The 24113-nt window shown below is 60.0% G+C and carries 15 protein-coding genes; 6 read left to right on the plus strand and 9 right to left on the minus strand.

Translation table 11 applies throughout. The features are described from left to right. The first annotated feature begins 68 nt into the window (after window positions 1–68). The 3 genes from LJD29_RS02695 to LJD29_RS02705 all read left to right on the plus strand — a co-directional run bounded on the left by LJD29_RS02695 (window position 69) and on the right by LJD29_RS02705 (window position 5428). Complete coding sequence (locus tag LJD29_RS02695) at window positions 69–3179, plus strand: TonB-dependent receptor (RefSeq protein WP_446744215.1); 3111 nt, start codon at window positions 69–71, stop codon at window positions 3177–3179. Window positions 3180–3243: 64 nt separating this feature from the next. Next, window positions 3244–4473: a PepSY-associated TM helix domain-containing protein gene (locus LJD29_RS02700; RefSeq protein WP_446744216.1), complete on the plus strand. Its 1230-nt coding sequence runs from the start codon at window positions 3244–3246 to the stop codon at window positions 4471–4473. A 55-nt stretch (window positions 4474–4528) separates the two neighbouring features. After that, window positions 4529–5428 (plus strand): D-hexose-6-phosphate mutarotase, encoded by a 900-nt coding sequence (locus LJD29_RS02705; RefSeq protein WP_446744217.1) that lies wholly within the window; start codon window positions 4529–4531, stop codon window positions 5426–5428. A gap of 67 nt (window positions 5429–5495) precedes the next feature. On the opposite strand, the gene LJD29_RS02710 is transcribed toward LJD29_RS02705, so the two are convergent. From LJD29_RS02710 to LJD29_RS02720, 3 genes are all read right to left on the minus strand, one after another. After that, window positions 5496–9107 (minus strand): TonB-dependent receptor, encoded by a 3612-nt coding sequence (locus tag LJD29_RS02710; protein ID WP_446744218.1) that lies wholly within the window; start codon window positions 9105–9107, stop codon window positions 5496–5498. Window positions 9108–9444: 337 nt separating this feature from the next. Then, window positions 9445–10368, minus strand: a complete 924-nt coding sequence (locus LJD29_RS02715; RefSeq protein ID WP_446744219.1) for an N-acetylglucosamine kinase — start codon at window positions 10366–10368, stop codon at window positions 9445–9447. Between the two features lies 1 nt (window position 10369). Beyond that, window positions 10370–11653 (minus strand): alkaline phosphatase family protein, encoded by a 1284-nt coding sequence (locus LJD29_RS02720; RefSeq protein ID WP_446744220.1) that lies wholly within the window; start codon window positions 11651–11653, stop codon window positions 10370–10372. Window positions 11654–11751: 98 nt separating this feature from the next. Here LJD29_RS02720 and LJD29_RS02725 point away from each other — a divergent pair, with 98 nt between their 5' ends. Next, window positions 11752–12330: a cupin gene (locus LJD29_RS02725; protein WP_446744221.1), complete on the plus strand. Its 579-nt coding sequence runs from the start codon at window positions 11752–11754 to the stop codon at window positions 12328–12330. Here LJD29_RS02725 and LJD29_RS02730 read toward each other — a convergent pair. From LJD29_RS02730 to LJD29_RS02755, 6 genes are all read right to left on the minus strand, one after another. After that, the gene (locus LJD29_RS02730) at window positions 12327–12872 is read right to left on the minus strand and encodes a DUF4337 domain-containing protein (RefSeq protein ID WP_446744222.1); all 546 of its coding nucleotides are present in this window, start codon (window positions 12870–12872) and stop codon (window positions 12327–12329) included. The two genes, LJD29_RS02725 and LJD29_RS02730, sit on opposite strands and share 4 nt — an antisense overlap. Window positions 12873–12892: 20 nt before the next feature. Continuing rightward, window positions 12893–13861: a carbohydrate kinase family protein gene (locus LJD29_RS02735; protein WP_446744223.1), complete on the minus strand. Its 969-nt coding sequence runs from the start codon at window positions 13859–13861 to the stop codon at window positions 12893–12895. Continuing rightward, a complete protein-coding gene (locus LJD29_RS02740; RefSeq protein WP_446744224.1) occupies window positions 13858–15201 on the minus strand; it encodes an APC family permease in 1344 nt (447 codons plus the stop codon). Before LJD29_RS02740 ends, LJD29_RS02735 begins: the two co-directional genes overlap by 4 nt. A gap of 178 nt (window positions 15202–15379) precedes the next feature. Beyond that, window positions 15380–16459, minus strand: a complete 1080-nt coding sequence (locus tag LJD29_RS02745) for a LacI family DNA-binding transcriptional regulator (protein WP_446744225.1) — start codon at window positions 16457–16459, stop codon at window positions 15380–15382. 100 nt (window positions 16460–16559) lie between these two features. Next, entirely contained in the window at window positions 16560–17528 is a 969-nt protein-coding gene (locus tag LJD29_RS02750; protein WP_446744226.1) for a hypothetical protein, read from the minus strand. 75 nt (window positions 17529–17603) lie between these two features. Then, a complete protein-coding gene (locus LJD29_RS02755; protein WP_446744227.1) occupies window positions 17604–18884 on the minus strand; it encodes a tetratricopeptide repeat protein in 1281 nt (426 codons plus the stop codon). 320 nt (window positions 18885–19204) lie between these two features. On the opposite strand from LJD29_RS02755, the gene LJD29_RS02760 reads away from it, so the two are divergent. Next, the gene (locus tag LJD29_RS02760; RefSeq protein ID WP_446744228.1) at window positions 19205–19927 is read left to right on the plus strand and encodes an SDR family oxidoreductase; all 723 of its coding nucleotides are present in this window, start codon (window positions 19205–19207) and stop codon (window positions 19925–19927) included. Window positions 19928–20235: 308 nt separating this feature from the next. Continuing rightward, the gene (gene smc, locus LJD29_RS02765) at window positions 20236–24102 is read left to right on the plus strand and encodes a chromosome segregation protein SMC (protein ID WP_446744229.1); all 3867 of its coding nucleotides are present in this window, start codon (window positions 20236–20238) and stop codon (window positions 24100–24102) included. Window positions 24103–24113: the final 11 nt, after the last annotated feature.

Raw genomic sequence — 24113 nt, forward strand, 5'->3', positions numbered from 1 at the left:
CTGGTCCGAACTCCAGAAGCGGTCGTGAGGCTCCATAAGAGCTGCGTGGCCGGTAGAAAGACAATCCCGTGTGTTCTCTTCGTTCTGCTTTGCTTGCTCTTCTCCTGTCGTCCTTCGCACTTCCCAATCTGAGCCTTGCGCAGTCGGCGCAGTTTACCGGGCTGGTTTCTGACTCCTCGAAAGCGGTGGTCTCTCACGCATCGGTTGTGCTGGTGAACCAGCAGACGCAGGAAACTTCCAGCGCACAGACCAATGATGCCGGGCTGTTTTTTGTTCCGTCGCTGAAGCCGGGCGTTTACACGGTCAGGGTATCGTCACCCGGATTCGAAACCGAGGTGATTCGTGACGTGCACGTTGAAGTTGCCGGTAAGCTCTCGCGCGATATTGTGCTGCATGTGGGTTCGCAGTCGCAGGAGGTAACAGTAAACGGCAGCGGAGAAAACCTGAACACCACCGATGCCTCGGTAAGCACGGTTGTCGATCACCGGTTCGTGGAGAATCTGCCTTTGAACGGCCGCAGCTTCCAGTCTCTGATGACGATGCTTCCGGGCACCGAGGTCGTTCCCTCGACAGGCAATGGATCGAGCGGCGAAATCAGCGTGAACGGCCAACGTACGGAGTCGAACTACTTCACCGTAGACGGCATCAGCGCCAACACCGGCGCCACCGTTTCAACTTCGGGCTATACGGGCGCCGGTTTCTCCGGAGCAACGCCGCAGGAAAGCGCCTTCGGCACAACGCAGAGCCTTGTCTCGATTGACGCGCTGCAGGAGTTCCGCGCAACGACCTCTTCCTACTCCGCCGAATATGGACGCAGCCCCGGCGGCCAGTTCAGCTTTGCCACGCGTGCGGGCACGAACGAATATCACGGCACCGCATTCGACTTCCTTCGTAACGACGCGATGGATGCCAGGAACGTATTCGACACGGCCAAGCTGCCGCTGCGGCAGAATGATTTTGGCGGTACACTGGGCGGCCCCATTCGCATTCCGCACCTCTACGACGGCCGCGACAAGACGTTCTTCTTCTTCTCCTATGAAGCGTTGCGCCTCACCAGCCCGGTCGCTTCCAAGCTTTATGAAGTGCCGAGCGACGATCTGCGCAGCAAGGCTCCATCCGCGCTTCAGCCGTTCCTCGACGCATTTCCGCTTCCGAACGGCGCCGACCAGGGCAACGGGCTTGCCTACTACACCGCGGGCTACTCTGCGCCGAGCAGCCTGGACACGCGCAGCATCCGCATCGATCACACCATCAACGACCGCTTCAAGTTCTTCGGCCGCTACAGCGATGTGCCTTCGCAGAGCACCGCACGCCAGGACACTGACCTGGCGCAGGTAAACCAGACCGTACGCAACGTGACAACGCTGGTGCTTGGCGTAAGCTCGGTGCTGACGCCTTCGATTGCCAACGAGCTCCGCTTCGGCGTCACTGGCAACGATTACAGGTCCAACCGCTACCTCGACAACTTTGGCGGAGCCACGCCGCTAAGCGTCAGCCTCGCTCCTGGCCTTGCTGACGGGGACTGGATGACGTTCTTCCTCTTCTACGGCCTCTATCCCTACTACCTGCTCGAGCCGCAGTCGAACCGTCAGCGGCAGGTCAATGTCGTGGATTCGTTCACCGAGACCATCGGACGCCACACGCTGAAGTATGGCGTGGACTATCGCCGTCTCATTACGTCGGAGAAACTGCCGCCGCTCTGGGAAGTCGCGTTCTACTATGACGAGCCTTCGGTTCTGAACAACACGCCCGCGGGACTCGATGTGTACACGCAGTCCATCAACATGAAGGCGTTGAATCGCAACTTCTCGGCCTTCGTGCAGGACGAATGGAAGGCGACCGATCGCCTGAGCCTCTCGCTCGGCGTGCGTTGGGAGCTGAATCCGCCGCCGACTGACGCCAACGGCAACACGCCCTACACAGTTACCCAGATTACCGACCTTGCGACGACGACTGCCGCGCCTAAGAACACCTCGCTCTGGAAGACCACCTACAACAACTTCGCGCCGCGCGTGGGCGTTGCCTACATCCTGAATCGCACGCCGGGCATGGAAACCGTTCTGCGTGCCGGCGGCGGACTATTCTACGACACAGGCACCGCGTTGAGCGCCGACGGCTATTACGGCATCGGCACGACTGGATTCGCAGCCTACACTTCGCCTTTCCCGGCAACACTTCAGCAGGTGCAGGCGACTCCTGCTCCGAGTGCGGCAGCGCCTTATAACGCGCCGATCTGGGCTTACGATCCGAAGCTCAAGCTGCCTTACACCGGCCAGTGGAACGTCGCGCTCGAACAGCAGGTGGGCGCGAACCAGACGCTGAACATCAACTATGTCGGCTCGGCAGGACGCCGCCTGCTGGCACAGCGGCTCTACTATCCGGATGCGCTCGGCAACACGGCCTTCGCCGATCACGAAGGGCTCTACGTTACGACCAATGCAGCATCGTCCGACTACAACGCGCTGCAGATTCGCTTCGACCGCAAGCTGTCCCACGGCTTCCAGATCCTTGCCGACTACACCTGGGCGCATGCCTTCGACACAGCGACAACCAACTTCACGGTCTACACGCTTGAGCGCGCGCCTTCCGACTACGATATCCGCAACAACTTCCAGGCGGCTCTCAGCTACGACATCGGCGGCAACTACTCGAATAACATTGCCAGCTACGTACTGAAACACTGGTCGGCGGATGCCCGCATCGCTGCGCGCTCGAGCCTGCCCGTGGATGTGCTCGACGCCGCAACTGCGGTCACCACTTCACAGCAGGCAGTTTTCTACCACCCCAACTACGATCGTTCGAAGCCGCTGTATCTCTACGGCAGCCAATATCCAGGCGGACGCACCATAAACTACAACGCATTTACGCCTGCCGATGGAGGCACGGCGGAAGGCAATTCGGGCCGCAATGTCGCTCGTGGATTCGATTCCGTGCAGGCAGACATCACGCTGCGCCGCGACTTCCCATTCAACGAACGTGTCGGTCTGCAGTTCCGAGCCGAAGCGTACAATGTCTTCAACCATCCGATCTACGGCGACATTTACAACTCACTTTCGGATGGCGCATCGCTCTTCGGCCAGGCTTACGACACGCAGAACAGCCAACTGGGCGGACTGGGATCGCTGTACCAGGTGGGCGGACCTCGCTCCATGCAGGTGGCGCTAAAGCTGCACTTCTGATCGTGTGCTGCGCGGTGCCGCATGGCAGGGTGCCGCATAGCTTTCATCATTTCCGGAGGCAGCTTTGCCGTCAGTTGCAGCACAGCCAGAACGCGGCGCCCGGCGCTCGCTCCGCCAACGTCTTCTCAATAACCCGCAACAGGTGTGGCTGCGAAAGGCCTTCTTCCAGGTGCACCTGTGGGCAGGTATTCTTGTCGGTCTCTACATTATTGCGATTGGCGTCAGCGGATCGATTCTCGTCTTCAAGGAAGAGTTGTTGCCGCGCCCTCACGTGGCCGTGCCTGCGCTCAACCTGCGCGGATGCACTCCGGAACAACTGGCCCAGAACATCGATCTCGTGAACCACGCTTATCCAGCCGATCGCGTCTACCTCGCGAACTGCCCGGATGAAGGCAATCCCCTGTTTGCAATCTCCACGCGGGAGCCAATGAAGAGCCGGCCTGCTGTCCGTCGCAAGCCGGTCGACCCTGCCAACGTTTATGTCCATCCAGTGAGCAACCAGATCGTCGGCAATGCCGACGTCGATGGCTCGTGGTTGCACTGGGTCGAGGACTTCCACATTTACCTGCTCGCCGGGCGCAGCGGCGAGCAGTGGAACGGTGCCGGAGCGGCAGCGCTGTTGATCCTTGCGCTTAGCGGCTCGGTGCTGTGGTGGCCTGGCATCAAGCGCTGGAGGCAGTCTCTGACGGTCGACTTCAAGCGTAGCTGGAAGCGCATCAACTGGGATCTCCACTCCGCCATCGGTATCTGGACAGTGCTCTTCACAATTACCTGGGCTGCAAGCGGCGTCTACTTCGCATGGCCAAAGGCTTTTACGGCGGGCATTGAATCGATCTCACGCACCGTCACGGCGAAATATCCAGCGCAACAGTTGGTTTCCCTCGGCGAAACGATCAAGCCGGACACTACAGGCTTCGATCTGCTCACAGTGCTGCACGATGCGCAGCAGCGCTCGCCACAGGGCGCGCTCGAAGGCTGCTTTTATGGCTCGGGACCAACACCGATGTTCACCGTCTACATGGCGCGCGGCCACATGGGCGATTTCGCCAACACAGACTTCATCTACTACGACCAGAACACCGGCCGCCATCTGCTGACCTGGAATCGCGGACAGAACCAGACACTCGGCGACTGGCTGCTGTGGCTTGCGGTGCCACTGCACTTCGGCACGTCGTGGGGATTGGGAGTCAAGATCGCCTGGGCGATCCTCGGTCTTGTTCTGCCAGCGCTGACCGTAACCGGTTTCATCATGTACTGGAACCGGTATCTCGGCAAGAAGATGCGCCGGGCCTGACGCTCGTGTGGCGTTATATCCTGAACCTTGACCAATCTGCGAGGAATTCAAAGACATGAGCGAGCAAACGACTGAGAAGCCGGGCATCCCCGGCATTGCGACCGTTACCGAAGGCAAGGGCGGACTGCCGATGGTGTTGATCACCTCGACCGATGCGAACGCGGAGATCTATCTCCACGGCGCGCACGTTACATCGTGGCAGCCCTGGAATGTAAGCGATGACGTGATCTTCGTCAGCAAGGCAACGAAGTGGGAAGACGGCAAGGCCATTCGCGGCGGCATTCCCATCTGCTGGCCGTGGTTTGGCGCGAAAGCCGATGACCCGAAAGCTCCGTCGCACGGCTTTGCCCGCACACGCGCATGGAAACTGCATGCGACGGCGCAGACGGAAGAGGGCGTGGTCGTCGAACTGCTGCTTGAAAGCGACGAAGACACCCGCAAGCTGTGGCCGCATGATTTCCGCCTTGTCCATCGCGTGACCTTCGGGTCGGCGTTGAAGGCGGAGCTGATCCTCACCAACACGGGTACAGCCGAGTTCACATTCGAAGAAGCACAGCACACTTACTACCGCGTGGGCGATGCTTCGCAGGTAAAGATCGAAGGGCTGGATGGCGTGTCATACCTCGACAAGAGAGACAGCAACGCGAAGAAGCAGCAACAGGGCCCGGTGATCTTCGAGAAGCCTACCGATCGCGTATATCTAGACACAGCACATGCTGTCGATCTGATCGATCCCGTATTGGGGCGGCGTATCCACGTCGAGAAGCAGAACTCGCTCACCACCGTGGTGTGGAATCCGGGCGCGGAGGGCGCAAAGGCCTTCGCCGACATGGAAGACGACGAGTGGAAGAAGATGGCCTGCATCGAAGCATGCAACGTCGGCGCATTCGCCGTAAAGCTTGCGCCGGGAGCCAGCCACACCATGACGACACTGGTGACGGTCGACTTCCTGTAAGGCTTTCTTTCAAGCAGAAGAAAGGGCGCGGATCATGCGATCCGCGCCCTTCTGTTTTCGTTACGTCTTAGAATTCCAGACGCATCGAGACCTGTCCGGTACGGTTGCCACCATTCTCACTGGTTGTCGCAGAGGTGATGGTTCCGAAGGCGCTCGCGTTGCTCAGATCGAGGTTCGGCTGGCCCAGGTTGTTGTGGTTGAGCACGTTGGTAAAGGTACCTTCCGCACGCAGGTGCAGCCGTGTCGTAATCTCAAAGCTCTTGCTGAGACCCGCCGACAGGTTTACCAGGCCAGGGCCGGTGATGGTGCCAACTCCGCTGTTGCCGAAGCGGCCGATCGGGTTGGGAACCGGTCCGGAGCCACTGCCCGTGGTGCAGGGCGTGCCGAACTGCCAGCTCGGATCGCCGGGGCAGGCAAATGCCGCCGGATTGATCCAGTGCTCGCGGCTCTGGTGCGCAGGCTTCCAGCTCACACCCGGAACGATGTCGGGATGCTGCGAGCGGCCCGGAGGTGTCCAGCCGGCAGCCGACGAGCTGAGGCCGGAGCCAGTGCCCGAAGGATCGCCCTGTCCGCCTGGGAAGTAAGGAGTAAGGAACGCACCGGTCTGCCAGAGGAAGATACCGCTGAGGCGCCATCCACCGATGGCATCGTCCAGTACGCGTGGCATGTTGGCGCCGAACTGTCGTCCGCGGCCGAAGGGCAGATCGTAGACAGCCGTGGTCTGCCAGCGATGACGGCGCGTGCCTTCCACGTTACCGAAGTCGGCATAGCGATCGAGGATCGAGGTGGCGCGCGAACCGCCGGATTCACCCGCAAAGCTGGTGCTGTCCGGACCCTGGTTGTCAGCCAGCGCCTTCGCATAGGTCCATGACGAGTCGAAGGTCAATCCATGCTGGAAGCGGTGGCTTGCTTCCACCTGCAGCGAGTGGTAGCTCTGGTTGGCGCCCGTGGCGCGAGTATTGATGACGCCCCAGTTCGGGAAGAGACGCGCACTCAAGGGCTGGTTATAGGCCGACACCGTGGAAGAGAACGGCAGCGTGTTTTCATCCGGAGCCCAGACGAGCTGGTGCGTTTCCGAGCCGATGTAAGAGACGCGCAGCGCGTAACCCGAACCGAAGTCGTGGTCCACGCTCAGCGACCACTGCTCGGTGTAAGGGTCCTTCCAGTTGGTGCTGTTCGCCGTACCGAAGTAGTCGGTGCCGTAGCAGGTGGTGCAGACGCCGTTACCGGCGGAGATCTGCGGCCACTGGTAGCCGATCGCGTGAGTGGTCTCGTTGTAGGTGTTGGTGTACTGCGAGGTCGCGGCCTGCAGCGTACCTGTGAGCGAGTAGAAGTTCGAACCGTACAGCGTGATGTTGTACATGCCGAAGCCGCCGCGGATCGCCGTGCGGTCGTCATTGAATGGACGATAGGCAAAACCGAAGCGCGGCATGACGCGCTTCTTGGGATAGTGCTTCAGGCCATCGGGAAAACCAGCAGCGCTGTTGCCCTGAACAGGCATACAGGGCGCGCCGTTGATCGTGGCGCTGTTGGTGTTGTTGATGCCATCGGGATCGCATGCATTGGCGCTGGCGAGATAAGCCTGGGCAAGCAGGCTCTCCTTGCCGTCCGGATAGATGGCTCGGCCGGAGAGAGCAACGCCGGGATCGAAGTTGCCGATGTCGCCACCGAGGTCATGATAGCCAGGGTGCAGTTCATAGCGAAGACCGTAGCTCAGCGTGAGGCGCGGGGTTGCCTTCCACTGATCCTGGATAAACGCTTCGTAGTAAGCCGAGACGCCATCGTTATCGTGCTGCACCACGTCATAGTCGGTGGTGTTGGGGATACCGCTCAGGAAGTCGGCGAAATCCACGCCGGTATAAAGACCCTGCGCGGAGCCACTCACCGAGTAGCCGAAGGTGCCGTAGTTGTCGGCGCCAAGGAAGCCCAGCGGCGACAGTGCTTCGATGTGGTAGATATCGCCACCGAACTTGATGTTGTGGTTCCCGTGTGTCCAGGTCAGCGAGTCCGAGTATACGAAGATGCTCGACTCGTTGACTGACGAGAGACGGTCTGCGCTTAGCGAACTGAGGTTGTGGAAGTCGATTTCCGGCAGGCCGTTGTAGAAGAGATTCTGCAGACCGTTCAGCCCAAGATTTTCGGTAAACGACTTGCCGTCGATGCTGTTGCTCTTGGTGTTCGTGACCTTGGTGAAGCCGAAGTGGAATTCGTCGATCACATTCGGCCTGATCGTCCAGGTGAGGTTGGTGCTCAATGCGTTCGAGCGATTAGTGACCGGCGACGAAGGCACGAGCAAGGGTTCAGTGTCCGTCGTGGGATAGTTCTTCCAGGTGTAGCGGCCCCAGACGAGGAACTTCTGGTTCGATCCGAAGTACTGATCGGCGCGGATGTCGAACTGGTCGCTCTTCTGGCTGCTGTCCTGGTTCACATAGTAGTTGGCGTTCTGTCCGTCCGTGTAGGAGGTCAGCGACGTGCCGGGGTCGGCATGGTTCGGGTCAGGATAAAAGCTGAGCAGGCTCTTCGCCGCGGCGTTCACGCTCGGCAGAACATAGCCGTAGCTTCCGCCGGTGTATGGGTTGCGAAGACCGGCGAAAGGATTGGTTGAGTCTCCAGTGGAGTAGTTCGAGAAGTCGCCGTTCTTCATTGCCGCAGTCGGCACGCGATATTGTTCGGGTGTCTGTTGCGGAAAGCGGTAACCCTCGTAGTCGCCGAAGATGAAGGTCTTGTCGTGGCCGTTGTAGAGATGAGGAATAACGACCGGGCCGCTGAACTGGCCGCCGAACGTATTGCCGATCTTGTGCGGCTTCGAGTCGGCACCATAGGGGATCGAGTCAAAGGCCGCGTTCTGGTGATACCAGAATGCAGCACCGTGTATGGTGTTTGTGCCGCCCTTGGTGATGATCGAAACTTCGCCGGGCTGTCCGTATTCCGCGTTGTTGCCGACACCGTCCGTACGCAGTTCCGAGATGGCTTCCGTCGAAGGGAATGCGTCGGCGATCGGGCCGCCACCGGCCGCGTTCTGAATGGTGACGCCATCGACCTTGAATTCGGTCGCGAAAGTCGAACCGCCCTGAAGCGAGTACGATCCCTGGTCGGCCTGCACGCCGGGCAGGGTTGCAATCGTGCTGAGACCGCTGGTGCCGTTCGAACTGGCGCGATTGTTTACCGGCAGATTTTCAGCGTCTTCGCGCGTAAAGACAGCGCTGATCGAGTTCGACTCGGTTTCAATGGCGGAGGCTTTGTCGCCGCTGACCGTCACCTGCTGCTGAACAGAACCTACTTCAAGCTTCGCATCCATGCGCAGTTGCTGGCGGGCGACGAGCTGCGCTCCGGCAACCGACCACTTCTGGAATCCGGCAGCCTCGACTGTGAGCGAGTAGTTGGCAGGCTTCGAATTGAGGAACTGATAGTTGCCCGACTCGTTGCTGGTGGTAGTACGCGAGACACCTTCGTCGTTATTTACAAGCGTGACGGTTGCATTTGGCACGACCGCACCGGCAGAGTCTTTCACCGTGCCGAGAATGGCGCCTTCGGTAGACTGCGCCCAGCCTGTACCGGCGATGGCAAAGGTGCAGAAGAGTGCGATGGCGACGAACCACAGTCGCAGGATTGGGAACGAGATCGCACTTCTCTTTCTGTGCGAAATGGCGGCTTCCTGAACTCCATAAAAATGAATCATATGCAAGGAAATTCCTTGTGTGGGTTATTTTTGGACGCAGTTACTGCCCTGGTTTGTGACTCGGACTATAAACACGAAACGTTACAAACCTGCTGTATTTCGACTCGGTGCGCTGCCGAAGGGCGATAATTCGCACAACATTCACAATGCCGAAAATATGGCACTGTCATGGATACGTTTTACTTTTGGGGCCGATACACGGAATACGCGAAGAAAGGCGAGGGATACGCGAGGCAATATTCTCAGGAAACACTTCGAAGGACAAGAAGAAGATTTCAACATGCAAAAAGCGGTGGAGCTCTTGCGCTCCACCGCACAATTCAGGCAGATTTTTCGATCATGCAGTCGTCAATGCGCATTGCCGTGCGCGCCACAATGCACCTTCGAGCGGGTCGACCGCCTCGGGCAAGATGGCCGCCACGGGCAGATGCTGACGAATCGTCTCGATCATGCTCTCCCGCACCATGGTGATGTGGTGAAGGATGCTGCCCGTAAAAGCGATACCGGGCATGGGAGCATCTGGTTCGCGATGACGCACCTGACGGAAAGCTTCGACTGCGGCCTCGGCCAGGAGCCGTCCACCGGAGATGAGGATCTGTGACGCAATCGCATCGCCCTGCTCCGCGCACTCCGCCACAATGCCCGCGAGCAGCGAAAAGTCGGGTCCGGGAACCTTGGTGGCAATGTCGATGACTTCGCCGATACTTGAAGCTGACCAGAATTGCATGACGCGATCTATCACCATCGAGCGCTGACCGAAATCGAGCAGGCGGGTTGCGGTACGAAGCGCCTGATGCCCGATCCAGTAGCCTGAGGCTTCATCGCCCAATACCGGGCCCCAACCGCCGACGTTCAGCAGTTCTCCCGCGCCGGTGCGTCCAATCACATTCGAGCCGGTACCCGCCATGGCAAGCACGCCGGGGGCTCCGGGAAACGCCGCATCGAGCGCAATCTCTTCATCGCCGCAGATAACGATCTGCCCACCGGCAAGCGGCGAAAGGATGCTGCGCATCCATCCGTCGGTCTGCGGCAGGCGAACACCCGCCGTACCAATGCATGACGCGACGACTTCGCGCATGTTTACGCCAGTACGCTGGGCCAGTTTGCCGAGCGCTTCCGTAAGGTTTTCGCGCGCCTGTTCCTGGGTTACGCGGAGTGGCTTGATGCTGCCGCCTGCTTCGCGGTCGAGAATCCGGTTGTCATCGCCGAGGGCGCAAATGGTTTTGGTGCCGCCTACATCGAGGCCGAGAAAAAATGCCATGCTACTGCTGTCCTTCAGAGAGCGCGGGAACCAGGATGGGAGAGAGAACGTTCAGCGATCCATCGACCTTTGGAGCGTTCAGACCCAGCAACCGCGCAATAAGCGGGTATAGATTTACATTTTCGAACGGCTTGAGCTGTACACCCGGCTCAATGTCCGGCCCCGATGCGAAAAAGATCGCGCGCATCGAAGGCATTTCATAAGGATTATAGCCGTGCTCGCCCTTCGGCGGCGCCTTATCCGGCTTATCTCCGGCCGGTCCGTGGGCGCGGATCGCCACCGGCCCCTCCGGCACAATCACCGGGTCGCCCTCACGCGGATTGCTGTTGTAATGCAGCTCTGCCGGCATCTGGGCGCGACGATAGACGCGGAAGTCCGCATCGGCTGCCCGAAGCTTGCGATAAGCCTGCGCAGCATCGGCCTCGGAGTGCGGATAAAGCAGCGGTCCAGCAGTCTCGAAATTGGTCAGCGAGGCGTATTTGTCGAGTGTGATCCACGAACCCCGGGTCTCCTCCATACCGTGATCCGCGACAACGATCAGGTCGATGGGCAGGTGCAGCGCATCCAGCTTCGCTTTCAAAACACCGATTACGTCGTCCACGTGATGCACGGCATCCTTAGCCTCGAGGCTGTTCGGGCCGAACTCATGGCCTTCGTGGTCAGGATCCTGCAGGTACAGCGTCAGGAAATGCGGCCGCTTTTCCGGCGGAAGCTGAAGCCACGCAATGACCTGATCGACACGCTGATCGAAGGGGATCTTTCCATCGAAGTGAAGATAGTAAGAAGGCCGTTTGCCGGCGATCTCCGCCTCGGAACCGGGCCAGAAGAAGCAGGCAGAACGCATGCCCTGCTGCTCTGCCAGCGACCACAGCGGCACGCCTCCGTACCATGAGCCGTCCTGCACCGCCTTCGCATCGCCAAGCCAGTAGGACTCCTTGCGAGCCGGGTCGTAAAAGCCATTCGCAACGATTCCATGGTGTTCGGGATAAAGGCCGGTCACCAGCGTGTAGTGGTTGGGGAAGGTCAGCGATGGGTACGACGGAATCATGCCATCGGGCGCTGTAGCTCCCTCTTTGCCGATCGCCTCGAGGTGCGGAGCGCCATACTGCTTCACATAAGCCACACGAAACCCGTCGAGCGACACAAGAACCACGTAATGCTTCTGCTGCTGCTCAGGAGTGTTGGTGCCGTTGTCGACCGTAACAACCGGAACGGCGGTCTGACAGAAAGCGCCCAGGCCGATGAGGAGAGGAGCAATTGCGGCAGCGATACGGGAAATACGCATGAAAGATCCTTCCATCCAGCTTAAAGCAATCGGATGAAGAGAATGTTCACGGTGCGTGGCAGGGCTTTCCCGCATCTGTTGAGCTTAGGAGGGTTTGTATGAGCACCATCGACCGCCGCCAGTTTCACGCCATGCTGGCCGCTTTAGGCATATCTTCCGCCGGAACCGCCTGGGCAAAAACACCCGAGATGCTCAAGCTCTCGCGCAACGGCTGGATGCCGAATAATGAGCGCCTTCCGGTTCTGCTGTACCGCGCGGCGATTCCCATCTCAGGACCAGACCCGGCCGCGCAGTTTGAAACGCTCTTCCAGCACAATGGATGGCCTCCGCAGTGGCGAAACGGCGTCTTCGATTTCCACCACTACCATTCGACCGCGCACGAGGTGCTGGGCTTCGCCGCCGGACACGCACGCCTGACGCTGGGCGGCGAAGGCGGCCACGAGGTAGCTGTTCAAGCGGGCGATGTGGCCGTGCTGCCTACCGGCACAGGCCATTGCCGCATCGAGGCGAGTGACGACTTCCTGGTGGTTGGGGCGTATCCGCCGGCGCAGTCATGGGATATCTGCCGCAGCGCACCCGGCGACGAAGCCATCCGCCGTATGGCAGCGCTTCCCTTTCCTGGCTCAGACCCGGTGTACGGCAAAGCTGGCGCATTCGGCCAGCTTTGGCACACCTAACGAATAAAGAAGGCCCATGCCGCGATAGCGAAGCCAACGGTTCCAAAGCCGATGCCGAGGTACCAGTAAGCGCGCTGGCGGGTGAGCAGCGTGATTGAGGTGACAACGAGACCGATTTCAAGCAACGCCTCGCCAAGATCGAAGCGGCCGGCGTGGCGTTCGGCCTTGCGGACCTCGCCCTCGAACTCCTTGGCTTTCTCCTGCTCCTCGTTCAGATCGTCATTCCACTTGTCGAGATGAGACTTGTAGGAGTTCGTGATCTTGTCTGCCGTGGCCTGATCGCGAATTGGCAGCGCCTGCAGCAGATCGGCTGTCAGCTGCGTGTCGTACTGGCGATTCTTCTTCGCCTGGTAGAGATTCCACTGGTCGCTGGCTCGAGCCTGCGCCAGCACTGCTTCAGTATGTGTTCGATGCCCGAGCACCGTGGTGATGGCAACCAGCACCGCCAGCACACTCATGGTGAAACTGACTGGCTTTAAGCCTTTTCCCTCGGATGCCCGCTCAGAGTTCTCGTGCAACTCCTGTACTTCGTTCGATTCCATAATTCGTACCTGCTGGGAGTCTAGTCTACGGACTGGACGGTCTCCCGTCGAGCGCTGGCGCCGTGGGCCGCGAGGAAATTCTCGAGCTTTTCCGCATGTCGAAACGCTTCGATGCCACCCGCCGCCGTGATCGACAATGCGCCGGCAAGGTTGCCGAACCGCAGGCATTCATCAAGCGTCAGCTTTCGCAGGTGGGCATGCAGAAAGCCGGCGTTGAAGCTGTCTCCCGCGCCAATGGCATCGATCACGTCGACCTCAATTGCCCGCGACTCATAGCGCGTTCCCTCAAAGAAGGCCGTCGCGCCTTTTTCCGCCCGCTTGATCACCAGCAGCGGCACCCGCGTTGCCAGCCGCTTCGCTGCCCGCTCGAAGTTGTCGTCAGCCATCATGGCGCATGCCTCGCGCTCGTTCGGCATCAGCACATCCACAAATTCAAGCAGCCGCAGAAACTCCTCACCCCAGCGGTTCTGCGGATCATCGTTTGGATCGAGAGAAATAGTCAGTCCATGCCCACGCAGATGCTTAAGCAGCCGAGGCATATCAGGCCGCAGACCTTCCTGCAGGAAGTAGGACGCGAGGTGGAAGTGCCGCGCCGACGAGAGGTAGTCGAGATCAAGATCCTGCCAGCGCAGGACCATATCATTACCCGGATAAGTCAGGGTCCGGCGCGAATGCTGATGCTGAAGCAGTACGCTGACTCCCGTTGCGCCAGTGCTGCCCGAGTGGCGCGCACAGGAGAGATCGACGCCCGCCTCAGCCAGTTGATTTGTGCAGATCGAAGCGAGGGTATCGCCCGCGACCTTGGTAATGAAACCCACGCCGCAGCCCAGCGCAGCAAGGTTGTGCGCCGTAATCGCCGGCGAACCGCCCAGTCCAAGGTTCATGCCGCTGGCCAGTAATTCGCGGTCATCGGGCAGCACGGAAGGCAATCCGTGCAGGATCAGGTCTATGTTCGATTCCCCGACCAGCGTTACATCGAACCGGCTCACAGGCGTGCCTCCGCAAGGTTGCGGCGGCCTTTGCGTCCGTAAACCCTCCAGAGAACCAGTCCCGCTACTGCCCAGACTGTACCTGCAGTGAGAGCAAGGCGACTGAGATTGGTCCAGATAAAAGCGCAGACAATGAGGCCCAGCAACGAGATAAGAATGGGGAACCACTGCGCGCCTTTACCCTGTCGCCAGCCAAGCACCGCCGAAGAGGCATTCACGCCCATGAACGCTAACAGCGCTCCGTAATTGAGCAGCTCGGTTCCCAGTTGATAGCTGAAGGCCATTGCCCCAGCGAGGCAGATTGCGCCAATCAGCAGAACATTGTTGCGGGGAATGCGGTTCTTCGGATGAACGGCGCCGAAAAACCTGCCGGGAATCGCTCCCTCCTGGCCCATCGCCAGCAACAGGCGCGCCGCACCCAGCTGCGATGCCATACCCGAGCCGATCGTCGCCAGCAGCAGGGCTCCGTTGACGATGGCGAACATGATCGGTCCGCCTGCGCGTCCGGCGACATGCACATAGGCTGTGTCGATATCGGGAAACACCTGACCGCGCGGCCACACCAGCTGCGCAAGATAAACCTCGATCGAAGCAAGCACGCCGGTGATGAGGCAGGTCGAGATAATCGCACGCGGAATATCGCGCTCGGGTTTTTTCGCCTCATCCGTCAACGTGGAGATGCCATCGAAGCCGATGTAGGTCAGCACCGCAATCGACACGCCGCGAAACAATGCCGAGGAAGAATAGGTCGAACGGTCATAGAACGGAGTCGTGTAAAACGACGCCGCCTGATGCGGAAGATGCAGCAGGTACCGCGTGATCGACACAATCACCAGCACGATCACCACCCCAAGCGCGGCGGCCATCATGGCGTTGATGCGTGCCGAGGTCTCCACTCCGTTGAGGTTGAGCATGGTGAACAACGCGGCGAAGAAGATCGCCCACGCAATGTAAGGAATCTCGGGAACGAAGTTCTGTGCCGCCTTCGCGCTCCAGATCGTGCAGATGAGTGGATTGAGGATGTAATCCATCGCCATGCACCAGCCCGTCAGGTAGCCGAGGCCGGGGTGCAGTTCACGGCTGACGTACATGAAGGCAGAGCCGCCCTGCGGATAGCGGCGCGCCATGCGTCCATAGCTGACCGAGGTAAACAGCATGGCGACCATGGCGATGAGGATCGCCGTCACAACATGTCCCCGCGCCTCATGGTAGATGACGCCAAAGCTCGGCATGGGCGCGGTCGGCTGGATAAGGATGATGCCGTACAGCACCAGATCCCAGAAGCGCAGGCTTCGCTTCAACGTTACGCCGCCGGGGTTCACGGGAGCTTCGCCGGTCATGATTTCCTCAACTGAAGATTTGGCAAGATTCGCAGGAAACCTCCGCTGTGTCTCTTCGATTCCTGAAGACTGAAGCGGAGAAAGACGACCGCACGCACTGCCATAACAGCAAACGCCTTTGAATCGTTTTAATAAAGCATACTCAATCGGGCAGTAGAAAAGTCAAGCCCGGTCGTCTTCACGCATCTTTTCCGCGCACCGGAGCCGTAGAGTCGCGCAGCACGAGCGTGGGGGGCAGGAGCTGCAGATCGGGAGAGACCTCGGTCTCGGATGCGGCCAGAGCATCCAGCATCCGCTTCGTCGCCGTGCCGCCCATCTCTTCCATCGGCTGCCGGATGGTGGTAAGTCCAGGCGTGCAAAAGCCGGCCATGGGTACGTCGTCGAACCCGACCATGGAGCAGTCCTGGGGCACGGAACGGCCTGCCGCCGACAGTGCCCGCATGGCGCCGAGAGCCGTCAGGTCGTCGAATGCGGCCAGAGCGGTGAACTTGAGCCGTGTACGCAAAAGGTCTTCGGTCGCCTGCAGGCCGCCCTGGAAGCCTGAGGTTGGGTCGAGCACTTCGGGCAACGTGCGCACCTTGCGTGGATCGAGCTCCAGGCCGCTCTCCTGGGCAAACCGTTGCATACCCGCCCAGCGGCGCTGGCTGTCGCGCAGCGAGTCCGGACCGCGAATCACGGCGATACGGCGATGGCCGAGCTCGTAAAGGTGCTTCATCACTTCGTACCCGCCCGCTTCGTTGTCGACGATGACCGAGCCGAGTTCCTTCTCCGAGGTATCGCGGCCCACAACCACGGAAGGAATCTTCTCTGCCTTGACCGTACTGAGCAATTCGCCTTCGTCGAAGAGCCAGTTAGCAACAACGATCAGACCTTCGACGCGCCGCTCCATCAGCAGGTCGAGATAGCCCGCAAAGCGCTTCTGGTCGTTGTGTGCGTCCATCAGGATCGGCAGGTACGGCGTTCCGTGCAGCGTCTTCTCAATGCCCTGCAGGATGAAGACGCAAAATGGATCGGAGATATCGAAGACCAGCACGCCGACCGTGTTACTGCGGCGGCTGCGAAGCGAGCGCGCGAATACATCCGGACGATAGCCGAGCGCTGCCGCAGTCTTTCGGATGCGCTCCTTGGTTTGCGCGGCGACATAGCGCGACAATGGCGCCTCGCTCAAAACGATGGAAACGGTTGAGGGTGAAAAGCCCGCTTTGCGAGCGACATCGAGCAGTGTTACCCGTTTTGATTTCGGCTTATGAGGAGGCATGACTAGACGAAAGCTGATGAAAAGGAACCGCTTCGTTGAGTGAGAAGGCTATCACAAAGACCAACGATTGCCGACTCGGGATTTATCTGGCTTCGCAGAACTACTCCTGTCTCGATTCCGGGATGATCTTCACCGGAGGCTCCGGCGGGTTGGCAATGATCCTCGACGGGGGATCAGGCGGCATCGCTGTGATCTTCGAGCGGCTGACTGGCGGATTGACGATCGCATTAGGAGCCCGTTCGGCCACGGGCGGACGCGGCCTCGCCGATTCGACAGCAGGCACGACCACGCGCGCCGTGTAAGTAGCGGTGTCCTCGTTTGAGGCTGCGATCACACGCCCCTTCGAATCGAGCGAGATGGACCACATCTTGACCACGTCGGCGGCATCGCGATCGGGAAAGCGGATACTGCGCTGACCGGTGACGGAATCTTTATACACGGTAGGCGCAGGAGCCTTGATGGTTGCAGGGTCAAGACTGGGGTCGCTCGGCACATTCGGCTTGCCGCCCACCATCTCGGCATAGCAGACACCCAGGGAAAGCCATTCGCCTCCAGCTACAGAGTCTTTCTGAGCAGTCTCGGGCGACACAAGCGAGTTGAAGAGCTCATAATTGCTGGGATTCGAAGCCGATGGAAGAAATGGAACCGCATTGCGGTGCAGGACCGGGATGACGCGGACGCGGCCCGATGTTCTTGGAATGAGAACGGTAAAAAGAGACTGCGTGCCGTTGGGATAGCGTTCCAGATAATGCAGCAGCAGCGTGTCCGGAAGCTGCGGGCATACGCCCTGCTCTACCTGCCAGTTGCCACTCGCGAGGTCGTAGCCGTAGATCAACGCGGACTGCTGGATATCCCTTGCCCGGCTCTCGACCAGGTCGCGGTCCGCACTGTTCATCTCCTCCAGCCGAAGATGGACCAGTGAGAAAGTCTTCTTGTCCTGAGGCGTCGCCCGCAGTGAATCCTTGACTGTCTCCGTTACGGATTGAGCGAAAACCGGAGTCGTCCCGGCCAAAAACAGGGCAACGGCCAACAGCTTCCCCGCAAACATTCCATTCATCCGAGGACTCATTCCCTCTCAATGTACCACCCGCAAAAGAGAACAGGCAGCCCGGAGGCTGCCTGTTCTCTTTTGCTATGCGTCCGATTACTGCCGGCGGCGCGTGGTGTGGTGGACCGGAGTCTTCGCAGCTTCCGACTCGCCATCCTTCATGATGATCATGGGAGGATTCTGCGTGTAGGAGTCGAAGGTTCCGATCAGCGTAACGGTCGAGCCAACCGTCGGAACTTCCTTCAGCGGAGTCTTCATGTTGACAGTGAAGTCAGCCTTCTGCGACTGCTTGGAGTCGTCGGAGACTGCCAGCTGTACCGAGTCCGCGGTGGCTGCAATCACGACACCCGGAATCTTGGTCGTCTGGTTCTGCAGAACCGACCATACCTTCTGGGCATCTTCCTGGTTGCCGTTCGACAGGATGTACTCCTGGTCGCCGATGGCCAGCTTGGTCGGGTCAGGCTGCTGCGTCAGAGCGTTGTGCGCAAGCTGCTGGGGCGACGGCGGCGGCGGTGCGGGAACCGGCTTGTAGGCGTCGGTCGGGAAGACGTTGTCGTGGGCGAGCGCCTTGATGGCGTCGAAGCCGTCCATGCTGCCGTGGTACTTGTTGTACCAGTATTCAGCGGCCTTCTCGGCATTGGTCTTGTAAGGGTCAGGCAGGTACTGGGCGGCGCGGGTCAGGAACCAGATGCCGTTGACCAGGTCCTTGGGATCTTCCTGCACGTAGGCGTTGCCGAGGTAGTAGGTGTCGGCGAGCAGGGGCTGCTGGGTCGTCTGCGAAGGGTCCTTGGCAGACTTCAGCTCGCTCGTGTAGGCCTCAATCGCGTCCTTGTAGTCCTTCTTGGCAACATCGTCAGAGGCGATGACGTTGTAGAAGATCGGGGTGGCAACATCCTTCAGCTTCTGGAAGTCGGCGTCGCTCATGCTGGCCGGCTTGGTCGCGGTCAAGCCCTTCTGGGCTTCGGCGGCGGCTTCGTCCAGCTTGGCCTGGTCGCCATTTGCCTGCTGCTTCGTAACGTAGACCACGAAGGTCAGCGCGCGAAGATTGGTGGGATCGACCTGCAGAAGACGCTTGGCCGCGTCATAGGTCTTGGCGGTGTCGCCGGTCGCCTGGTAGGCGCCCACGAGCTGCTCCAGCATCTCGTTCTTCACCACGGTATTCGGATACTGCTGCAGAAAACTCTCAATCGCAGCGGCCTTGGCAGCGGGCGCTGACTGACCAATGGCGCTGGTGTAAGCGTTGTATTCGGCAGGATCTTTGATCGTGATCTGGCCAGACTGTGAACCAGCTGCCGCATCCTGGGCCAATGCAGCCGACGGCAGATACAGGGTGCTGGACGCAAGGGCCAACACGGAAGCAATTACGACCTTCTTCATTCAACGCTCCTAGGAAGTTCCTTAATTAAAGCATTCGCAAAAATGCGAGAGCCAAGGGGACGAATCCCCTGCACTCTTTATCATGCCAACGTCTGCATAAGCTGCGATAGGGAGCCATGACAGTGCAATTTGCTGGATTATAGAAATCGCCAGCCGCCGTGACAAGAGCTCATCCTTATGGGGATCTCTATTCCCGGCAACATGTTCTATGGATGCAGCCGATCAGCATGAATTTGTTTCAGAACCCGAAATTAGTTCCGCCTGCATCTTAACGGAACCGGCCGCCTCCTAACGACCATCCAACGGTAAAAAGGAGCCTTATGGCAGAGATTACAGGCAAGATTGCGGTCGTAACCGGTGCCGGACGCGGCATTGGTGAAGCAGTATCGAAGCGGCTGGCGCTGATGGGTGCAACCGTTCTACTGCTTGCTCGCGACAAGGTCCGGCTGGCCGAGGTCGAATCGCAGATCCAGCAGGCAGGCGGGTCCGCGGAAGGCATCGGCATCGACCTGACGGATATAGCCGCAATCGAGACGTTCACCGAATCGGTTCGCGAGCGCTTCGGGCGCTGCGACATACTCGTGAACAATGCAGGCATAGGCGGCATTGGCGCCCCCCTGCATGAGCTCAAACCGGAAGACTGGAACGCTTTGATGGAAACGAATCTGCGCGCTCCGTACCTGATGATTCGCGGCCTCGCTCCCATGATGATCTCCGCAAAATCGGGCCACATCATCAACATTTCCTCCCTAGCCGGACACAATCCTCTCAAGGGCGGAGCGGCTTACTCTGCCTCCAAGTGGGGCCTGAACGGACTGACGTATTCCGTAGCCGAGGAATTGCGGGACTACGGAATACGGGTTGCGGCCGTCGCTCCGGGTTCGGTGAATACAACCTTCGGCGGTCACAAATCGCCCGATCAGGACGGCGGCTGGAAGATTCAGCCGGACGACGTTGCCGACGCCGTCGCAATGCTCGTGACCCAGTCCTCGACCTCATTTATCAGCGAAGTACTGGTGCGCCCCGCCCGCAAGAAACCCTGAAGATCGCTTGAAACCTGGCGCCGGTGGGAATAGCCTGAATGTGGCGGTTCCCACGACGACATTCCCATGGCAGCGTTCGACCTGTCCTACGCCGGGTTTGCACCTGTGAATGTGCAGATGTGTGTCTCAGAACCGGTCCCTTTCTCCTGCTCCGGCCCAATAGTTGAGTTAGGGACGCCTTATCCACAAGATGTTGGGGTCAATATGTTGACCCTGCCCCTGGCCAAAGCTAGAGTTTTTCTATTGCGACACCGCTCCGGCACGGTTTCGCGCACTCGTTTCGCCCTGCCGCTGTAAGGAGAACCCCCATGCTGAAGCTGAAAAAGATTCAGATTCTAGGCTTCAAGTCATTCTGTGACCGAACCGAAGTTGCGTTACCTGGCAACGGCATCGCCATTGTCGTGGGTCCCAACGGTTGCGGAAAGTCGAACATCCTGGACGGCGTGAGCTGGGTGCTGGGCGAGCAGAGCGCAAAGACCCTGCGCGGCGGCAAGATGGAAGACGTCATCTTCGCCGGTACGCGTGACCGTAAGCAGCTGGGCATGGCCGAGGTTTCGATCACGCTGATTGATCCCGATGCCTACGGGGGTCCCCTGCTGGCCGAACCGGAGATTGAGGTCACCGACGAGCTGCCGGAGGATTGGGACGAAGCGAAGCTGCGCGCCGATCGAGCAGCCGAAGTCGAGGAGATCATCGCCGAGGCGCAGCCCGGCCCGGTGGTCGACGAGGATGCAGCGGGCGCCGCTCCCGCCGCAGGCGAAGAAGGCGAGAATGCGGCCGCTGCCAGTGAAAACGGCAATCCGGTCGTGTTGAAGATCCGCCGCCGCAAGTTCCAGAAGACGCCGCAGCACGGCGAAATCGTCGTCACACGCAGGCTGTTCCGCACCGGCGAGAGCGAGTATCTGCTGAACGGCAAGCTCTGCCGCCTGCGCGATATCCAGGACATTTTCATGGGCACCGGCCTTGGACCGGAGTCTTACGCGATCATCGGGCAGGAGCGAATCGGTCAGCTGCTCAGCTCGAAGCCCCACGATCGCCGTTCGATCATCGAGGAGGCCGCCGGCATTACCCGCTTCAAGACGAAGAAGCGTCTCGCCGAACTGCGCCTCGAGCAATCCAAGCAGAACCTTTCGCGCATCAACGACATCTTCGAAGAAGTGACCCGGCAGATGGGTTCGCTGAAGCGCCAGGCTGCAAAGGCTGAGCGCTACGGAGCCATTCGTGACGAACTGCGTGCGCGCCTGCGCATTGTGCTGGCCAGCCGCATTTCGCAGATGGACGCGGAGCAGACTGCCGTAAACGCCGACATCGCCTCGCTGACGACCCAGGTGGATGAGCACAGCGCTCAGATCGAGCAGATGGACGCCGAGTTCGCTGCAGGCACTGCACGCGGTTATGAGCTAGACTCAAACGCCAAGCAGGCACAGACCCGCGCCAACCAGAGCGCAGTCGAGCTGGAACGCGCGACCACCCGTGAGCAGAGCAACCAGGAGCGCATTGCAGAGCTTGAAGCACGTCGCGCCGCCGGCCATGCAGAGCTCGAGCAGGCGAAGCAGAATCTGGCCAACCTGACATCCGAACGCGACTCGCATCGCGCATTCCTCGAAACAGCCGCATCGGAAGCAGCGGAGTTCCGCCAGCAGGCGCAGACGCGCCAGCAGCAGGCCCGCGAAACCGCTTCGGCTGTTGCTGCCGCCGAGCAGCGCGCCGAGGCGGGCCGCCGCCAGGCCATGCAGCTGCTGTCGCAGCTCGGCCAGATCCGCAACCAGGCCACGCAAGGCGAGGAATCGCTTGCAGCGCTTGAGCGCGAGGCGGATCGACTGGCGACAGAAATGAAATCGGCGAAGGGCGATCTTGAAACCCTCGGCGCTGAGCGCGGACAGGTCTCGATGAACTTCGAGTCGATCACCGAAACACTGAAGCGGCTCGAATCCGAAATCGCGGTCGTTCGCGGTGAAATCAGCGCCAAGCGCAACGAAGAAGCCGAGACGAAACGCCGCGGCGACCAGCTGCGCGCTGAGCGCGCAACGCTGACCGGCCGCCGCAATTCGCTGGAAGCACTCATCCGCGAACACAGCTACTCGACGGAAACGGTTCGCAAACTCTTCCGCTCCAATGCTCTCGAAGGCGGCATGAAGCCCGTCGGCACGCTGGCGGATTTTCTGGAAGTTAATGACCAGTACGAGAGCGTAGTCGACGAATTCCTCCGCGACGAGCTGAACTACATTGTGGTGAAGAGCTGGGATGCTGCCCACGCAGGCATGCACCTGCTTAAGACTGACGTCGATGGCCGCGCCACCTTTCTCGTACATCCGGACGACTCGCAGGCCAAATTTTCTTTCGCTGCCGACCAGACAAGGACCGGCTACCAGCAGCAGCAGGGCGTTGTGCGCCTGAAGGAATGCATCCGAGTGCTCGATGGTTTCGGCAGCTCGCTCGAAGTCATTCTGCCCAAGCTGCGTGATGGCTATGTCACGCCGGACGAAGACACGGCCCGGTCACTGGCGCTTGAAAACCCCAACGCGTTCTTCCTTTCGCCGAGCGGCGAATGCTTCCACAACGTCACCGTGACCGGCGGCAAGCCGCGCAAAGAAGGCCCGCTGGCCATCAAGCGCGAACTGCGCGAGGTGCAGCAGAAGCTCGAAGCCGTGGAGACCGATCTCGGCCAGAACGAATTCAATACGGCCGCGTTGGCCAAACACCTTACCGAACTCACGCGTCAGCTCGACGCGATGGGCGAAGAACGTCGCGCCGCTGAGCGCGAAAGCGCGAACCAGAGCGCAGCCCTGCGCCAGATGGATTCCGAAGTGCAGCGCCTGGAGCGCCGCCTGCAGGACTGGGTTCTGCAGAACGAGCGCAACAAGGATGCACGCGAGACGAAGCAGAACTTCATCGAGCAGAAGCGCGACGAAGCACAACGCGTCGAGGAGCAGCACCAGTCGGCGGAAGCGGGAATCCAGGAACTGCAGCGCGACGTGGAACAGATGCGCGCCTCGCGCGAAGAGGCACAGCAGCAGGCCGCCCAGGTTTCGGCCGAGCTGGCTGGCCTTGAAGAACGCCGCCGGGGAGCCGAAGCGACCTTTGCCCGCATCGACAGAATGTTCGCTGACCTTACCCAGCGCGTGGCGCAGGTAGAACAGCAGATCACCTCCGCCGAGGCCGAGCAGGAACAGCGCGTAAGGGAGAACGAGCAGCTTGCGGTCAGCCGCGAGCAGCTTGCTGAAACACGTTCCCAGGCACTCGCCGAGGTGGCACAGCTTACCCAGGAAGCCAGCGAACTGCGCACGCAGATCGCCGAGATCGATCATCAACTCAAGGCAATGCGCGCCCAGGCCAACAGCCTGCGTGAGACTCGCAGCGCGCGCAGCACCCGTTCCGCTACGCTAACCGCGGAGATCGCGCACCTTGAAGAAACCTGCGTCAACGATCTTGGCACCGAGGCGTCCGTTCTGCGCGAAGAGACCGAACTGCCCCGCCTCGAAGGCGACGCACTTACGGAAGAAGACGAAGCATGCCGCGGCCTGAAGCAGAAGCTCGAGGCAATGGGCCCTGTGAACATGATGGCGCTCGAAGAGTACAAGGAAACCGAGCAGCGTCACCAGTTCCTCGAAGGACAGCGCAAGGACCTGCTGGAATCCATCGAAAACACGCAGGCGACCATCCGCGAAATCGATCAGATCTCGCGCACCAAGTTCGACGAGGCATTTGCGCGCATCAACGAGAACTTCAGCGCGACCTTTTCACGGCTCTTTAACGGTGGACAGGCCTTCATGCGGCTCACCGACGCGGAGAACTCGAACGACAGCGGTATCGATATCGTTTCGCAGCCGCCGGGCAAGAAGCTGCAGAACGTGCTGCTGCTGTCGGGCGGCGAGAAGGCTCTGACCGCGCTGTCACTGCTGATGGGCATCTTCCAATACCAGCCGAGTCCGTTCTGCGTGCTCGACGAAGTCGACGCTCCGCTCGACGAAACCAACGTGGGAAGACTCGCCGATATGCTGCGCAGCATGGCGATCGATACACAGTTCCTCATCGTCACGCACTCCAAGCGCATGATGACGAACGCCGATCTCATCTATGGCGTCACCATGCAGGAACCGGGCGTTTCGAAGATCGTCAGCGTGAAGCTAGGCGGCCAGGACCGTACGGGAGAGGCGCGGCGCGCTACGGCGTGAGCGGCTTCCAC

Origin of the sequence: Silvibacterium acidisoli, assembly GCA_022870745.1 — a bacterium.
Classification (GTDB): Bacteria; Acidobacteriota; Terriglobia; order Terriglobales; family Acidobacteriaceae; genus Silvibacterium.

Bases quoted from the DNA above. Each gene is read 5' to 3' on its own strand.
- LJD29_RS02705 (WP_446744217.1), top strand. From the start codon at position 4,529: ATGAGCGAGCAAACGACTGAGAAGCCGGGCATCCCCGGCATTGCGACC.
- LJD29_RS02710 (WP_446744218.1), bottom strand. From the start codon at position 9,107: ATGATTCATTTTTATGGAGTTCAGGAAGCCGCCATTTCGCACAGAAAG.
- LJD29_RS02715 (WP_446744219.1), bottom strand. From the start codon at position 10,368: ATGGCATTTTTTCTCGGCCTCGATGTAGGCGGCACCAAAACCATTTGC.
- LJD29_RS02720 (WP_446744220.1), bottom strand. From the start codon at position 11,653: ATGCGTATTTCCCGTATCGCTGCCGCAATTGCTCCTCTCCTCATCGGC.
- LJD29_RS02725 (WP_446744221.1), top strand. From the start codon at position 11,752: ATGAGCACCATCGACCGCCGCCAGTTTCACGCCATGCTGGCCGCTTTA.
- LJD29_RS02730 (WP_446744222.1), bottom strand. From the start codon at position 12,872: ATGGAATCGAACGAAGTACAGGAGTTGCACGAGAACTCTGAGCGGGCA.
- LJD29_RS02740 (WP_446744224.1), bottom strand. From the start codon at position 15,201: ATGACCGGCGAAGCTCCCGTGAACCCCGGCGGCGTAACGTTGAAGCGA.
- LJD29_RS02745 (WP_446744225.1), bottom strand. From the start codon at position 16,459: ATGCCTCCTCATAAGCCGAAATCAAAACGGGTAACACTGCTCGATGTC.
- LJD29_RS02750 (WP_446744226.1), bottom strand. From the start codon at position 17,528: ATGAGTCCTCGGATGAATGGAATGTTTGCGGGGAAGCTGTTGGCCGTT.
- LJD29_RS02755 (WP_446744227.1), bottom strand. From the start codon at position 18,884: ATGAAGAAGGTCGTAATTGCTTCCGTGTTGGCCCTTGCGTCCAGCACC.
- LJD29_RS02760 (WP_446744228.1), top strand. From the start codon at position 19,205: ATGGCAGAGATTACAGGCAAGATTGCGGTCGTAACCGGTGCCGGACGC.
- smc (WP_446744229.1), top strand. From the start codon at position 20,236: ATGCTGAAGCTGAAAAAGATTCAGATTCTAGGCTTCAAGTCATTCTGT.